Genomic DNA, 15,706 nt, shown 5'->3' with positions numbered 1-15,706 from the left:
GGTACAACATTTTGCGGAAAACTATTGCAAATGTTTTAGTTTTTCTTTAAAACAAATGTTGCAATTCCAGCAATTGCAACAACAAATACAACTAATATAGCAATAGCCAATACATGCGTATTATTGGTTGAAGAGGCTGATTTCGCAATATGGCTGTTATTTGTTAGTGCGTCCTTCTTTTTGTTTACGCTTTTACTTGAATCATTATCTTTAGAGTTGTTTTCTTTAGAATCATTGCTTTGCAAATCTTTGTAATCAGCGTTATTGCTGATTGAGTTGCTGCTTTGTTCGGTTTGATTCTTATTTGTTGCAGTTTTGTTGGCGATTTCTGCTTTGTAAGAAGTATCTTGATTTTCTTGTTGCGATTTAGCAGATTCTGCAGTTTTAGGTTCTACAACCTTTTGTTGTTCTGCAGTATATGTCTTCGCATCAACACTGGTTTGATTATAACTACTATAATTGTAATCATCTTTATTAAAAGGAATGAATAATAATTTGTTCAAACTGTAATCAGAATCAGAATCAGAATCATGGTCCGAAGATTCAGATCTACTAGGCTCAACAACGTTTGAAGTTTCCTTTTGAATGCTTTTAGTTTTAACAGTCAAATTAAAATCTTTACTTAAATCAAGATTGCTTAAATCTGTATTAAAAGCAGAGTTCCCATTATTCCAATCTGTAATCACTTCGTCTTTTAAGCCTAGAATCGTAGATAAAGTTGCGTTTGCTTTTTCTATGCCTAGATTTCGGAAGTCAGTTATTTTATTATTTGAATCTTTACAATTAACAATTGCATCAACAAAATTATGTTTTCCATTCGTATTAACTAAGCAATTAATATTAGCATCGCCGTGTTTTATTGTAGCCATAAAGTATCCGCGTAAGAATCTTCTAGAGCCGCTTTCTTTGCTTTGTTTTGCGTTATTTTCTATTAAATCTTTTGCACTATTTGAGAATCCACCTTCTTTAATAAGAAGATTTCCATCTTGTGCGCTTGCTTCTTTCCAAATGTCATTAAGTGCCGAAAGATTTGTTTGCTTAAGATCCACTCCAGATGGAATAGTAATATCATCGATTTTGCTGCCGCCAAACATGTTTTTAACACCTTGGTTTAATGAACCAGTTTGAATATTAAGAGCCTGCGTTAAATCCCACTTAGAAATATCTAGCGAAGTTACAGAAGAGTTTGCAAACATATCGTTCATATCTGTTGCGCTAGAAGTGTTCCATTTTTCGATTCCTGGTATTTGCGTTAAATTAGTAGTATTTGAAAATGCTTTTCCCATATTCCAAATATTTTTTGTATCCCAATTTTCTAAGCCAGTTATCTTTTTAACGCCACTGTTTTCAAAAAGGCCGATAATGTTTGAAACATAAGAAGTTTTCCATTTTCCAAGATTAGCTTCTTTAAGTGAGGTTGTTCCAGTAAACATTCTGCCAATGTCGTTAGTATTGCTAATATCCCAATTTTCAAGCGCTTTAATATCTTCTAGCTTGTTTGCGTTCATAAACATTCTTCCCATTGAAGAAAGATTTTCGTTTGTAAACACTTCTAGGCCTTCGGTAGTTGTTAATCCGCTTTCTGCAAACATTCCAGTTGCTTCATCGCAGTAGTGGTTGTCCCAAGTAATTCCCTTAACGTTTGAAAGATTCTTTGCTTGGTAGAACATGTTGCTCATATGATGAACATTGCGAGTTTTAAAGTTTCTAATGCCGTCTGCAGATTCAATTGCGCCGCCTTCAAACATGCTAGTCATGTCTGTAACGTTGCTAGTGTTCCACTTTTCGTCTAATCCGTGAACTGTGCGCAAATTTTTTGTGTTTCTAAACATTAGTTGCATGTTGTCAACGTGGCTAACATCCCAGTTAGATATTGGATTTATGCTGCTTATTCCGCTATCTTCAAACAGGCTGCTCATATCTGTTACGCGGCTTGTATCCCAGTCTTTAGTGCCATTAATGTTTTTTAACTTAGGTGTTGAAGAAAACATTCCAGACATATCTTCTACATTAGAAGTGTCAAATAAATTCAAATTGTTTATTGTTTCTAGATTTGCAAAGTTTGAAAACAGTTTGCTAGCACCGTTTCCTAGTTGGATTTTTCCAGCATTTTCAGTTTGATCGCCTGATTGAACAATATTTATGACTTTGACTTTAGATGTATCAAAATTTACGCCATCTTGGTTGTTTTTATTAGATGAAATTATTTTTTCAATTGAGTTAGATGCAAAATCTGTCCTGCTAATTTTTGATATTTCAAGAGTATTGGTGGATTCGTCAAACTTCCACTTTAGCCCAGTAGGAGTTGGGTCAAAGAATCCCTTATATTTTGCTTCATGCCAAGTGTTTAGTGCGTTTTCTTTGTTTTTTGGATTAGATGCAACAGATTTGTTATACTGCGTTAGCCCAGTGTTTAATTTTTCGCGAGCAATGGCTTGAGTTGGTATTAGTGAGAAAATTATTACTAAAGATAAGCAAGATGCGAATATATTTTTTCTCATGGTTTCTCTTCTCTGTTAAATCATGCGTATGTTCGTTCTTGTTAGAACATGTTAAATATATCAGTCTTTATGAATAAAGTAAAGATAATATGTTAGTTTATGTTCTTTTTTTGTAAAAATAATTATAAATTAGTGTTTTATAATGATGCTTTTATATGTGAGTAAAAATATCAAAAGATTGTATTAATCTCATAATATGGAAAACAGCAATAATAAGTACCAAGAATCAGAAGATTTGGATGATATCGCTTCCTTTAATAATCAAGATGAGTATGAGCAAGAAAATATTTTTGGCTCTTCTAATGATGGTTCAAACAACTCATTGTTAAGCGATAAAAAAGCTATTGCTGTTATTGTTTGTGCATCTCTTATATCAATCGGAGTTGTTGTTGGATTAGGGTTTGTAGTATTTGCTAATAACTCTAAGCCTAGTCTAAAAGCGAGTGAGCCTTCTAAAAATTGCGTTCAATTGCGCAAAAAAGTAATCAATGCTAAAGAAGAGCTTAAAAAAATTGTATCAAGTCAAGATGTTAAAGATGCATCTAGTATAAAAGCTGCTGATTTTGATGAAGATTTTGATGCAGCTAAAGACGCTGCAGATGATTTTGAAACTTCTCTAAGCTACGCTAATGATGACTTAAACGATGATATTCCATCATGCCCACTTGGCGCGGATTCTTACGATTCTACAACAGTTGAAAATAAGCTTTCAGACAAATTGGATTCTTTGCACAAAGATGCTAATTCTGTTAAAACGCATGCAAAGAATTTACTAAAAACTAGCAGAACTGCTTTTGGTGATCAATTGTTAAATCTTGTTAAAAAAGCTAGAGAGCTTGTCGAAAAAGCTAAAAATTTGCCTATTTTAGCTGATGCTTCTAAAAGCCTAGAAAATGCTATTAATGATGCAGGGAATGCTCTTGCTAAAAGCAGCAATAATTATACAGAGTTAAAGCAGGCTTATCAAAAAATAAAAGCTGTTATAAGCCAGTATGAAGATAGAATTAAAAAAGTGAGCGATAGATTTTTAAGCAGAGATGGCAATGGGTATCCTTTTGATGCTCCACATCCTAAGGATGATCAAGGTGGCTATATTCCAATGGGTCGTAGTCAAAACTCAGACTCGTCGGAACAAAACGATCAGAGTAACGAATAATTGCGTTAAATGCGGTTGTTATTTTAGTTGTTATTTTAATTAGTTGACGCTTTGTGGCATAATAAGCAAGGTTTATTTCTTAGCTGCACGCATTGCAGCTTTATTAGCGAAAGAAACGGATAACTCGTGGCACAGACTACCAATGATATTAAAAATGGATCGGTTTTGAACCTTGAAGGTCAGCTTTGGACTGTTGTTAAGTTCCAGCACGTAAAGCCAGGCAAAGGTCCTGCTTTCGTTCGTACCACCATTAAGAACGTGCTCTCGGGCAAGATTGTCGATAAGACTTTTAACGCCGGCATGAAGATGGAGTTCGAGACCGTTGATAACCGTACTTTGCAATACTCTTACGAAGACGGCGATAACTTTGTGTTTATGGATATGACAACCTACGACCAGGTGTACATTCCTAAGGATTTGGTTGGAGATCAAAGCAAGTATCTTCTTGAAGGAACTGATTGCATTGTTAGCTTCCATGATGGCACTCCTTTGAGCGTAGAGCTTCCAGCGTCTGTAATTTTGACGATTACTCACACTGAGCCAGGCTTGCAAGGCAACCGTTCTAACGCTGGCACTAAGCCTGCAACAGTTGAAACTGGTGCCGAAATTCAGGTTCCACTCTTTGTTGGCGAAGGCGAAAAGGTTAAGGTCGATACTCGTGACGGCTCTTACCTTGGTCGCGAAAACTAGTAAAAACTTATAAAAAGGACGCTAATATGGCACGCTCCACTGCTCGAAAGAGGGCATTGAACACTCTTTATGAGGCAGACGAGAAAAGTCAGAATATTCTTTCTTTACTCGACGAACGTTTGAAAGAGCCAGGCGCGCAAACTCCTCTTCCAGATTATGCTGTTGATATTATTCGCGGAGTAGGAGAGCGCAGAAATAGGATTGATAAAACCTTAAATCGCTATTCAACAGGCTGGAAAGTTGGAAGAATGGCGGTTATTGATCGCAATATTTTGCGCATTGCTGTTTGGGAGATTCTTCTAAACGACGAAGTGCCAGATAAAGTTGCGATTGATGAGGCAATTGCTCTTTCTAAAACATATAGTGACGATGAAGCAATCACCTTTATTCATGGTCTTTTAAGCGCAATTGTTTCCGACAAAGACGCTTGCTTGGCTAAGTTTAATGGTGAATCTGGTGAATCTGGTGAAGATGCTTCTGCGGAAGCTGCTGAATAAATTTTCTGTAATTGCTTTCCTATTTGGCTACAAATATCGTGTATTTTGACAGTTTCTTTACTTGCGTGTAAAGGAAAAGTCGAAATCTTGCGAAATGTTTCACGCGAATCTGCACTGCCTTCGTCAATCGAGACGAAGGCAGACCTCGCTTGCGTTGAAAGCACCCCATGCTTTCAACCTTGAGCAAGCTCGGCGCTCCGAATTGCTTTCGCATGCTACGCTTTGAGTGCGAAAGCAGGTCGGAGCGCATCGGCGCGTCGCCGTCCGCCAATATGAGTAGACTTGCCACGAATAACCTAAAGCCATAAGGGGGTTAAGGTGGACTATAACGACACCTTCGCCGGATTCGGCACTGATGATGCAGTATTAGTATTGGAAGACGGGCAAGTTTACGTTGGTAAACCATTTGGCGCAAAAGGTTCTACACGCGCTGAAATCGTGTTCTCTACAGGAATGACTGGTTACCAAGAAACACTTACTGATCCAAGTTATGATCAACAAATAGTTGTTCAAACGTTCCCACACATAGGAAACACGGGAATAAACGGCGAAGACCCAGAGTCGTCAAAAATATGGGTTGCAGGATATGTGGTAAAAGCTCCAAGTCCAAATGTTAGCAATTGGAGAGCCACTGGTTCCTTGGAAGATGATTTAGAAAAACAAGGTATTGTAGGAATCAGTGGTATTGATACAAGAATGCTGGTACGACATTTACGCTCAGTTGGCGTTATGCGTGCTGGCATTTTTTCTAATGATGCTCTTATAGATAAAACTACTGGAGCAATTCGCACAGTCTCATCTTTTGTAAATGAGATTAAAGAAACTCCTCAAATGCAAGGCTTGCGACTAACAGACGAAGTTAGCACACAAGAAGCTTATACGATTGAGCCTTGCGGGGATTATGAAGGCAAAGAGCCTCTTTACACTGTTGTAGCTGTTGACTTTGGAATAAAAGCCATGACTCCTCACCGTTTGGCGCAGCGTGGATGCCGTGTGCACGTTGTAAGCTCCTCAATAAGCTTTGAGTCGCTTCAAGCGCTTAACGCAGATGGCGTGTTCTTCTCGAATGGCCCTGGAGACCCTGCTCAAGCAAATCGCGAAGTGGAATTATTGCGTAACGTGTTATATGCTGGCTACCCATTCTTTGGAATATGCTTTGGAAATCAATTGCTTGGTCGCGCGCTCGGCTTTGGAACATACAAGCTTAAGTTTGGTCATCGTGGCATAAATCAGCCTGTAAAAGACGTGACTACTGGAAAAGTAGAAGTTACGGCGCATAATCACGGATTTGCTGTAGATGCTCCTATTGGCAAGACTGTTCAGTCTCCTTACGAAAATGGCCATTTTGGTCGCGTAATAGTGTCTCATGTAGACCTTAACGACAATGTTGTAGAAGGCTTGCAATGCCTTGATATTCCAGCTTTTTCTGTGCAATATCACCCAGAAGCAGCCGCAGGACCTCACGACGCATCATACTTGTTTGATCGCTTTGTAGAACTTATGCAAAATCACAAGAATAAGAGCGAAAAATAGTAGGTATAAAGAGATAAAAGGAATTTATAATGCCAAAACGCGATGATATTAAGTCTGTAATGGTGATTGGTTCTGGCCCAATCGTAATTGGTCAGGCTGCAGAATTCGACTATTCGGGAACGCAAGCTTGCCGAGTGCTTCACGAAGAAGGAATCCGCGTAATCCTTGTAAACTCTAATCCTGCTACGATTATGACGGATCCAGAGCTTGCAGACGCAACATACATTGAGCCAATAGACACGGCGATTTTGGAGCGCATTATTGCTAAAGAGAAGCCAGACGCGCTTCTTCCAACGCTAGGCGGACAAACTGCGCTTAATGCTGCAATGGACTTGGGGCGTGCAGGAATTCTAAAAAAGTACAATGTGGAGCTTATTGGCGCATCTTTGGAAGCAATCGATCGCGGTGAAGATCGTGAGCTTTTTAAGAAAGTCGTAGAAAAAGCTGGAGCGGAAAGCGCAAAGTCCTTTATTGCTCACTCAATCGAAGAAGTAGACAAGATTGTTGAAACGCTTGGATACCCAGTAGTGGTACGCCCAAGCTTTACAATGGGCGGCTTAGGCTCTGGAATTGCTCACAATCAAGAAGAATTACACCGCATTGCAGGAGCTGGCATCCACTATTCTCCAACAGACGAAGTGCTTATTGAAGAAGGCATTGAAGGCTGGAAGGAATTTGAGCTGGAGCTTATGCGAGATTCTAAAGACAACGTTGTTGTTGTGTGCCCAATCGAAAACGTTGACCCTGTAGGCGTGCATACTGGTGACTCGATTACAGTTGCTCCATGCTTTACGCTAACAGATCGCGAGTATCAAAAGATGCGCGATATTGGTATTGCGATTATTCGAGGCGTTGGAGTTGATACAGGTGGATGCAATATTCAATTCGCAATCAACCCTAAGACTGGCCGCATAATCGTAATCGAAATGAATCCTAGAGTTTCGCGCTCTTCGGCGCTCGCATCTAAAGCAACAGGATTCCCAATCGCAAAAATCGCTACAAAACTTGCGCTCGGCTACACTTTGGACGAAATCCAAAACGATATTACTCGTTCGACTCCTGCAAGCTTTGAGCCAACGATTGACTATGTTGTAACTAAGATTCCACGTTTTGCTTTCGAAAAGTTCCCTGGAGCAGACACTACGCTTACAACTTCTATGAAGTCGGTTGGCGAAGCAATGGCTTTGGCTGGAAACTTCCAGGAGTCCCTAGGCAAAGCAATGCGCTCAATCGATAAGCGCCACGCATGCTTTAACTGGGACGGCGAGCGCCCGAGCAAAGAAGAAGTTGCTAGACTTCTTGAAGAAATGCACACACCAACAGAGCACCGCTACTTGCAAATTCAGCGCGCGCTTTGGGGCGGAGCAACTCCAGAGCAGATTTTTGACGCAACAAAAATCGACCCATGGTTTGTTGAGCAGCTTTCGTTAATCAATAAAACAGCTTTAGAGGTTCGTGAAGCAGAAAACTTGACGCCTAAAGTGTTAAAGAGCGCTAAGCTTGCAGGCCTTTCGGATGTTCAAATTGCGCATTTGCGTAATCTTGGAGACGAAGGCGAAAACATGGTTCGAGAGCTTCGCTGGGCGTATGGATTGCATCCTGTTTACAAAACGGTTGACACTTGCGCTGCCGAGTTCGATGCTGTAACGCCTTACTACTATTCTTGCTACGCTCAAGAAAGCGAGCTTAAGCCGCGCAATCGCGAAGCCGTGATCATTCTTGGATCTGGTCCGAATAGAATCGGCCAGGGTATTGAGTTTGACTACACTTGCGTTCATGCTGTGCAAGAGCTGGGTAAGGATTACGACACAATCATGGTCAATTGCAATCCTGAAACAGTTTCTACAGACTACGATATGTCGGATCGCCTATACTTTGAGCCGCTTACTTTCGAAGATGTGCTTGAGATTTATCAAGCAGAAAAGAAGCTTGGCCCAGTTAAAGGCGTGATTGTGCAACTTGGCGGCCAAACTCCGCTTTCACTCGCGGCTCGTCTTAAAGCTGCAGGAGTTCCAATTTTGGGTACTACGCCTGAGGCCATTGATTTGGCGGAAAATCGAGAGCTTTTCGGAGAGGTTCTTCGCCAAGAAGGCATGAATGCTCCGCGCTACGGCACTGCTTTAAGCCTTGAAGAAGCTAAAGATGCTGCTCACGCAATCGGTTATCCTGTTCTTGTACGACCAAGCTACGTGCTTGGCGGTCGTGGTATGGAAATCGTGTACGACGATGCTCAGCTTGCAAAATACGTGGATCGCGCTTTGCAAGAAGCTAGAGCAGATACTGTTGTTTCTGGTCGCTTGCCTTCGCCGCTTTTGATTGATAAGTTCTTGCAAGACGCTATTGAGATTGACGTTGACGCACTTTACGACGGCAATGAGCTTTATATTGGCGGAATTATGGAGCATGTTGAAGAGGCTGGTGTGCACTCTGGCGATGCTGCTTGCACTCTTCCTCCAAGCACGCTTTCCGACGATCAAATTCGCCGCCTTCGCGAGGGCACGCTTTCGATTGCTCGCGGATGCTCGGTTCGTGGTCTTATTAACGTTCAATACGCTTTTATGGCAAACACTTTGTACGTAATTGAGGCAAATCCTAGAGCGTCTAGAACTGTTCCGTTTGCTTCTAAAGCTACGGGTGTTGCTCTTGCTAAAGCTGCTGCTCGAATTATGTCTGGAGAGACAATCGAACAGCAGCGAAAGCGTGGTCTTCTTCTTCCAAAGGGAGATGGCGGAGATATTCACCCAGGCCAGCAGGTTGCTATTAAGGCTTCCGTCTTGCCTTTTAAGCGTTTCCGCACGCCTGTTGGTAGAACAGTTGATATTTTGCTTGGTCCAGAAATGCGCTCTACTGGAGAAGTTATGGGCTTTGACCGCGACTTCCCACATGCTTTTGCTAAGAGTCAGCTTGCAGCATACAAGGGCGGTTTGCCTACAAGTGGCAACGTGTTTGTGTCTGTAAGCGATGCAGATAAACGCCAATTGCCTCTTCTTGCAGTGCGCTTAGTAGAACTTGGATTTACGATTTGGGCTACAGAAGGTACGGCATCTGTTCTTAGACGCTACGGCATTGATTCCGTTATTGTTGACAAGCTCTCAAGCCAAGGCGACACGGCGAAGGATGTGCGAAATGACGTGCCTTCGCGCGAAAGAATCGGCAAAAACGTGGTTGAGCTGATTGAAAATGGTAAGATTGATATGGTGTTGAACACGCCGAATTCAAGAGGGTCGCGTACGGATGGTTATGCTATTCGTGCAGCTGCTGTTGCAGCAGACCTTCCGCAATTCACTACAATTACGGAGTTTGCACCAGTTCTTATGGCTATAGAAGCCGTTAAGAACAACGATTACCAAGTGATGAGCATTCAGGAGCATGCAAAGCAACTGTTTGCAATCGAGAAGGCAGAAAACGAAGAAAGTCGGGCTTAATACATGACCGAAAGTATACGAGAGCAGGAATTGCGCGCGCAAAGATCCGATTTTGGATTGCGTCTAAAAAACGCTATGGCAAAATATGGGCCATTATGCGTTGGAATAGATCCGCACCGCAAGATGCTGCTTAATTGGGGATACAATATGGATGCTCAAGGAGCAGAATTGTTCTCCATGCGTATGCTTCAAGCCATGAACGGCAGAGCTGCCGCCGTAAAATTCCAATCAAGCATGTTCGAGCGCTACGGGTCTAAGGGGTTCGCTGCGCTCGAACGAGTGCTGTACGCTGCAAGGCAAATGGATGTAATCACTATTGTTGATTGTGGTCATGGTGGTTTGTCTACAACAATCTCCGCTCTTGCAGACGCTTATTTTAAGCCAGATGCTCCTCTTCTTACAGATGCAATTACGCTTCTTCCGTATTACGGGGCCAGATCAATGGGTGGGTTGATTAATGAGGCTCTTAATAATGGCAGGGGCGTGTTTATTGCTTCGTTAACGTCTAATCGCGAAGGCGCTAGCTTGCAAACTGCTATTCGCCAGACTGGTTCTTACCGCGGTACAACTGTTGCTCATGGCATTGCTCAAACTGCTCAAACTTTTAACAACAATACAAAGGGCATGGGCTCTGTTGGTTTGATTGTTGGAGCCACTATTGGAGATTGGATGAATGGCGGTGGAATCGATTTAACGAGTTTTACTGGTCCGATTCTTTCTCCAGGATACGGCTGGCAGGGTGCGGAAGCTAACGATTTGAAAACGGTTTTTGCTGGAACTCACGGAAACGTTTTAGTAACTGTTTCTAGGTCTATTGCTTCGCACGGTCCAGATATTGGTGCATTATCTAATGCAACTGAACGAATAGCTTGGGATATTCGTCAAGCTTTAATGGATTCATAAAAATGATTTAAGAGAGTCAAATATGGTTAGTTTAGACAATACACAAAGTACGCAATCCATTAAAAGGCGATTGATTGTTCTTACTGGTCCTACTGCTGCTGGTAAGGGCACTGTTGAGGGGGTATTGCGCGAAAAACACCCTAATATTTGGCTTTCTGTTTCTGCGACTACCAGAAAGCCTCGCTACGACGAGTTTAATGGCATTCATTATTGGTTTATTGACGAAGAAGAGTTTGCTAGAAGGCAAAAGAACGGCGAATTTTTAGAGACTGCTCTTGTTCACGGTATGGCTCACTATGGTACTCTTCTTAAACCAGTTTTGGATCATCTTGCTCAAAACGTTCCAACGCTTCTAGAGATTGATCTTCAAGGAGCTAGAAGAGTAAAGCAAGAGGCTTCTAGACTCGGTTTGGAAGTTGTGTACGTGTTTATTGCTCCTCCTAGTTTTGAAGAGCTTAAGCGTAGGCTTATTGGTAGAGGCACAGAAACTCCTGAGCAGCAAGCTAAGCGTTTGCAAACAGCAAAAGTGGAAATTGCCGCGTCTAGTGAGTTTGATTTTGTGATTGTTAATGACGATGCTAATCGCGCTGCGGACGAGCTTTGGAATATAATCGCTAAAGAATACGATTTAGATTAGTTTAGATTAATCATGATTAGTTTAGATTAGTTCCAATCACTTTAGTTTAATTTTGATTAGTGTTTTGAATATCCTTGCAATAGCTTACAATTGATTATTTGGAAACTATTGTGGCACCATAGAATATGGAGAACATTATGGCATTGGGCACTAAGCCAACACCTACGGGACTTGCAAATCCGCCTATTGATGATTTAATGCAACATGCGGATTCCAAGTATGCGCTTGCCTTGTTTGCCGCAAAACGAGCACGGCAGATTAATTCTTATTTCACACAGCTTAACGAGGGATTGTTGCAAAACGTCGGTCCTCTTGTTGAGTATAAGAACCAAGAAAAGCCTCTTTCTATTGCATTCCGCGAGATTAATAAGGGTTTGCTGGTGGAGAATCTTGGTGAAGATGATGTGAACGAAGGAAACTAAGTTTTCTTTTTCGTTTAATTGCAGCCGTATTATCCTTGCGCTTACAATTGCGTGTGGGTATGCGGCTGCGATTGTTTTAATGCGCAATTTAGAGAATTAGCTTTATTTATAAAGTTAGCTTGATTTATAAAGTTACAAAGTTATAAAGGGGAATTATGAAAGAGTCTAAACTTATTTCTGCAGAATCTGTTACAGAAGGTCATCCAGATAAGCTTTGTGATCAGATTGCGGATGCAATTTTAGACGATATGCTTCGTCAAGATCCCCATGCGCATGTTGCTGTTGAAGTTTGCGCTTGCGTAGGCCAATTTGTTGTTTTTGGCGAAGTTAGGGGAGAAGTTTACACAGATATTCCTGGAATCGTAAGAAAAGTAGTGCGCGAAGTTGGATACAACAGTTCTTCTGTTGGTTTAGACGCTGATTCTTGTGGCGTAATGGTTTCACTAACTGAGCAAAGCGCGGAGATAAATCAAGGTGTTTCTAGATTAGATTTAGAATCCGAAAATCTTGCGTCTAAAGAAGAGCGTTATAAGAGTCAAGGAGCAGGCGACCAGGGCGTTATGTTTGGCTACGCTAGCGACGAAACAGACACTTATATGCCTCTTCCAATCTATCTTGCTCATCGTCTGGCTCAACGCTTATCTTACGTTAGAAAATCTGGAATTGTGCCAAATCTTAGACCAGATGGAAAAACGCAAGTAACAATCGAGTATAACGAAAAGTTAGAGCCTATTCGCTTAGATACTGTTTTGATTTCCACTCAACATAGCCCTAATGTAAGCGTTGATTGGCTTAGAGAACAGCTTGTTAAAAACGTTGTAGAACCTGTTCTTAGTAAAGTCTTAGAAAATCGCGTTGATTATAGCGATTATAGAATGCTTGTAAATCCTACAGGGTCGTTTGTTTTAGGCGGTCCTGCTGCAGATTCTGGATTGACTGGCAGAAAGATTATTGTAGACACTTATGGTGGAGCCGCTCATCATGGTGGCGGAGCTTTTTCTGGAAAAGACCCTAGTAAGGTAGATCGTTCTGCAGCGTACGCTGCGCGCTGGGTTGCTAAGAATCTTGTTGCTGCAGGTTTGGCTCATAAAGTAGAAGTGCAAGTCGCGTACGCGATTGGTATTGCGGAGCCTGTTAGCGTAAATGTAGAAACTTTTGGAACAGAAGCCAACGGAATTACGCGTTCGGATATTTCTGCAATAGTTCGCAAAGTCTTTGATTTGCGACCAGCTGCGATTATTGACGAGCTTGATTTGCTTAGACCAATTTACTCTAAGACTTCTGCTTATGGTCATTTTGGCAGAAGTGATGTTGAGTTTCCTTGGGAAAAGTTGAATCGTGTTGAACAGATTAAAAATGAGGTAAAATCATTAAAAAAATGATTTGAAAAAATGATTTGAAGTTTTATAAGGATTAATTTTATAAGGATTATTAATGCTTGAACAGTCTTCGTTGCAGCCTTCTTTAGAAGGTTTAGCGAAAAAATCGCACAGGCGCAAAAAGGGTGGTTCAACACCAATCCAAGCGAGTAACTGTGCGATTGCGCATGTTGTTTTAGACGTTCAAGCACCTCATCTTGGAAAAACTTTCGACTACATTGTTAGCCAATCGCAAGATGAAGACGCAAAGCCAGGGGTTATGGTTCGCGTAAAATTCGGCGCAAGACGAGTTAACGGAATTATATGGAGCAGAAGCGATTCAAGCGAAACGCCAAAATCTTCCCTAAAGTTTATTGAAAAAATTATTTCTAGCGAAAAAGTTGCATCTAAATCTTTTATGCAAGATATTTCGTCAATTGCTAACGCTTATGGTGGAACTAGAGCGAATATTATTCGGCTAGCTTTGCCCAAAAGAATCGCTGGCGTAGATAAAGAGAATTTTTTAGACGATATTCACATGTCTAAAAGGCAAAAATGGACTATCGATTTTAGAAAAAGCTTAAAATCAAAAGATGACTGGCAGCAGGATCAATATAGCGGATCGGAAAATCTTATAAAAACAACCGATGCTCGCATGTTTGCGTCTTACAAAAACGCGGACTTGTTAAAACAAGCGCTAGAAAACGTTCAAAAACCTTATTATTTGCATTCTAAAGATGATTTTACGTTAAGTACAACGAATACTTACAAAGCTTTTCTTGTAGATGCTTTACCAGGCGCGTTTAGATGGGCGCAAGATTTAGCGTGGATTATTGCAAATGCTATAAGCGCGGGTCGTCAAGTTGCTGTTGTTTTGCCTACGATTCGAGAAGTGAGCGATGTTATGCGCTCGCTTATGGTTTACGGTCTTAAGCCTTATAAAAAGTCACAAAATTCTAATGGCGCTTTAAGTGGAGATGTTGCTCGTCTTTGCGCTTATGATTCTCCAGCAGATAGGTATAGAGCGTGGAGAGCTATAGAAAAGGGCATTGTTCCGTGCGTTTTAGGAACAAGGTCTGCAATGTATGCGCCAGTTGAGTCGCAAGCGCTTTTTGTGATTGTAGAAGATAGCGCATATCAGTATGCAGACGGCATGATGCCTTACGCACAAGCTAGAGGCGTTATGCGATTGCGCGCAAAAAATCATAATGGCGTATTTGTTTCAATGTCTTTTGCAAGAAGCGTTATTAGTCAAAGCGAAGTTGAAAACAAAAAATTAGCTCCTTTGGTTAGTGGCCATTTAGTAGAGGTTACGCCTTTTAAGTCTGTTGTTCAAAATGCAAGTCCTTGGGTTCGTCTTTTAAATTCAAATAATTTGACTAAAATAAATGACCCGAGTGTAGGTTCTAGAATACCGTACACTGCGCTAACTTCGATTAGACAAACTTTAGACGCTAAAATGCCTGTTTTGCTTGCCACTTGCCAAGATAGCGCTATTCAAAAAGCTGCGTGTAAAAAGTGCCATTGTATTGCTCGTTGCAAACGTTGCACTGGTCCGCTTGATTTGCCCTTAGACGGTTCTGCTCCTAAATGCGCGTGGTGTGGAAGTATTGCAATAGGTTGGAAATGCTCGAATTGTTCTAGTAATTCTGGAGCGATTGAAGCTGTTCATATAGGCGTTAATTTTACAGCTAAAGAAGTGTTTAAGTTTTTTAAGGATGTTCCAATTATTGTTTCTTCTGCAAAACAAAAAAGCGGTGTTGTTGAGTGGGTTGAGCAAAAGCCGATGATTGTTATTAGCGCGCTTGGATCGCAGCCGCGTGTTTTAAGCAATTCTAAAGATTCTTGCGGGGAATATGGTCTTGTTGCGATTTTAGACGCGTGGACGAGTCTTTATAGCACGGGATTAGATGCTCGAATAGACACTTTGAACGCATGGATGAAGGCGGCTTCTATGTGTGCTCCAAAAAGCAGAGACGGAAGCGTGCTTATTTTGGGAGAAACTTATGATGTTCTCGCTAAATCGTTAGAGGAGTGGGATTCTTCGATTCTTTCTAAACAAGAGCTTAAAGAAAGAGAAGATGCGCTTTTGCCTCCTTCTGTTTGCGTTGCAAGAATATGGGGTTTTAGGCAAGCTGTTGTAGATACGCTTAATGCGATTGGCGCAATGAGCACGTGTGATGGTGAAGACATTAGTGAAGATATTAATGAAGACATTGCAAAAGTCGCAAGCAAAAATGGCGATTTAGATAGTTCCAGCAATCTTCCAATGTTAAAAGTCGAAACTAAAAATAATAACTCTGTGGTTTCTGGCGATTCGAGTGAGTACGAATATCTTCCGCCTTTACTTGGAATTGTTCCAATGAAGCCTCCTTCAACATTGCGCGAGCAAAATTCTCAACGATTTGAAGAATTAAACGATAGAGTTAAAGCAGTTGTAAGAGTGCCATTAGAATATAGAGATGAATTAGTAAATCGTTTGAAAAAAGAATGCGCAAAGCATTTTGCAATGCGAAAAAGTGGCGAATTAAAATTTAGTGTAGATCCTAAGGATTTGTAAAATCGCATAGGCTCACAAGCATAG

At 41.1% G+C, this 15,706-nt stretch carries 11 protein-coding genes; 10 read left to right on the top strand and 1 reads right to left on the bottom strand.

Annotated features, from left to right (window positions below; all coding sequences use genetic code 11):
• Positions 1 to 35: 35 nt before the first annotated feature.
• On the bottom strand, positions 36 to 2,501 hold the full coding sequence (locus HXT36_RS02240; RefSeq protein ID WP_421779138.1) for a BspA family leucine-rich repeat surface protein: 2,466 nt from the start codon (positions 2,499 to 2,501) through the stop codon (positions 36 to 38).
• A 196-nt stretch (positions 2,502 to 2,697) separates the two neighbouring features.
• Here HXT36_RS02240 and HXT36_RS02235 point away from each other — a divergent pair, with 196 nt between their 5' ends.
• The 10 genes from HXT36_RS02235 (at position 2,698) to HXT36_RS02190 (ending at position 15,682) form a co-directional block, all read left to right on the top strand.
• The gene (locus tag HXT36_RS02235) at positions 2,698 to 3,657 is read left to right on the top strand and encodes a hypothetical protein (RefSeq protein WP_421779137.1); all 960 of its coding nucleotides are present in this window, start codon (positions 2,698 to 2,700) and stop codon (positions 3,655 to 3,657) included.
• A 126-nt stretch (positions 3,658 to 3,783) separates the two neighbouring features.
• The gene (gene efp, locus HXT36_RS02230; protein WP_004130995.1) at positions 3,784 to 4,347 is read left to right on the top strand and encodes an elongation factor P; all 564 of its coding nucleotides are present in this window, start codon (positions 3,784 to 3,786) and stop codon (positions 4,345 to 4,347) included.
• A gap of 26 nt (positions 4,348 to 4,373) precedes the next feature.
• The gene (gene nusB / locus HXT36_RS02225) at positions 4,374 to 4,844 is read left to right on the top strand and encodes a transcription antitermination factor NusB (RefSeq protein ID WP_004133060.1); all 471 of its coding nucleotides are present in this window, start codon (positions 4,374 to 4,376) and stop codon (positions 4,842 to 4,844) included.
• A gap of 318 nt (positions 4,845 to 5,162) precedes the next feature.
• Positions 5,163 to 6,377, top strand: coding sequence for a glutamine-hydrolyzing carbamoyl-phosphate synthase small subunit (gene carA / locus HXT36_RS02220; RefSeq protein WP_421779136.1), 1,215 nt, complete (start codon positions 5,163 to 5,165; stop codon positions 6,375 to 6,377).
• Between the two features lie 29 nt (positions 6,378 to 6,406).
• Entirely contained in the window at positions 6,407 to 9,802 is a 3,396-nt protein-coding gene (carB, locus tag HXT36_RS02215) for a carbamoyl-phosphate synthase large subunit (protein WP_415702485.1), read from the top strand.
• Positions 9,803 to 9,805: 3 nt separating this feature from the next.
• Positions 9,806 to 10,705 carry an orotidine-5'-phosphate decarboxylase gene (gene pyrF, locus HXT36_RS02210; RefSeq protein WP_004130989.1) on the top strand — a complete coding sequence of 300 codons (900 nt, stop codon included), beginning with the start codon at positions 9,806 to 9,808 and terminating at the stop codon, positions 10,703 to 10,705.
• Between the two features lie 22 nt (positions 10,706 to 10,727).
• A complete protein-coding gene (gmk, locus tag HXT36_RS02205) occupies positions 10,728 to 11,342 on the top strand; it encodes a guanylate kinase (RefSeq protein WP_016635440.1) in 615 nt (204 codons plus the stop codon).
• Positions 11,343 to 11,479: 137 nt separating this feature from the next.
• Positions 11,480 to 11,764 carry a DNA-directed RNA polymerase subunit omega gene (rpoZ, locus tag HXT36_RS02200; protein WP_004130985.1) on the top strand — a complete coding sequence of 95 codons (285 nt, stop codon included), beginning with the start codon at positions 11,480 to 11,482 and terminating at the stop codon, positions 11,762 to 11,764.
• A 155-nt stretch (positions 11,765 to 11,919) separates the two neighbouring features.
• On the top strand, positions 11,920 to 13,146 hold the full coding sequence (gene metK / locus HXT36_RS02195) for a methionine adenosyltransferase (protein ID WP_004133072.1): 1,227 nt from the start codon (positions 11,920 to 11,922) through the stop codon (positions 13,144 to 13,146).
• Between the two features lie 52 nt (positions 13,147 to 13,198).
• On the top strand, positions 13,199 to 15,682 hold the full coding sequence (locus tag HXT36_RS02190) for a primosomal protein N' (RefSeq protein WP_421779133.1): 2,484 nt from the start codon (positions 13,199 to 13,201) through the stop codon (positions 15,680 to 15,682).
• Positions 15,683 to 15,706: the final 24 nt, after the last annotated feature.

The organism is Gardnerella sp. DNF01144, from assembly GCF_049244245.1.
Classification (GTDB): domain Bacteria; phylum Actinomycetota; class Actinomycetes; order Actinomycetales; family Bifidobacteriaceae; genus Bifidobacterium; species Bifidobacterium piotii.
Note: the sequence above shows the minus strand (reverse complement) of the source record. Positions and strands in the feature narration are given on the sequence as shown.

Bases quoted from the DNA above. Each gene is read 5' to 3' on its own strand.
- HXT36_RS02240 (WP_421779138.1), bottom strand. From the start codon at position 2,501: ATGAGAAAAAATATATTCGCATCTTGCTTATCTTTAGTAATAATTTTC.
- HXT36_RS02235 (WP_421779137.1), top strand. From the start codon at position 2,698: ATGGAAAACAGCAATAATAAGTACCAAGAATCAGAAGATTTGGATGAT.
- nusB (WP_004133060.1), top strand. From the start codon at position 4,374: ATGGCACGCTCCACTGCTCGAAAGAGGGCATTGAACACTCTTTATGAG.
- carB (WP_415702485.1), top strand. From the start codon at position 6,407: ATGCCAAAACGCGATGATATTAAGTCTGTAATGGTGATTGGTTCTGGC.
- pyrF (WP_004130989.1), top strand. From the start codon at position 9,806: ATGACCGAAAGTATACGAGAGCAGGAATTGCGCGCGCAAAGATCCGAT.
- gmk (WP_016635440.1), top strand. From the start codon at position 10,728: ATGGTTAGTTTAGACAATACACAAAGTACGCAATCCATTAAAAGGCGA.
- rpoZ (WP_004130985.1), top strand. From the start codon at position 11,480: ATGGCATTGGGCACTAAGCCAACACCTACGGGACTTGCAAATCCGCCT.
- metK (WP_004133072.1), top strand. From the start codon at position 11,920: ATGAAAGAGTCTAAACTTATTTCTGCAGAATCTGTTACAGAAGGTCAT.
- HXT36_RS02190 (WP_421779133.1), top strand. From the start codon at position 13,199: ATGCTTGAACAGTCTTCGTTGCAGCCTTCTTTAGAAGGTTTAGCGAAA.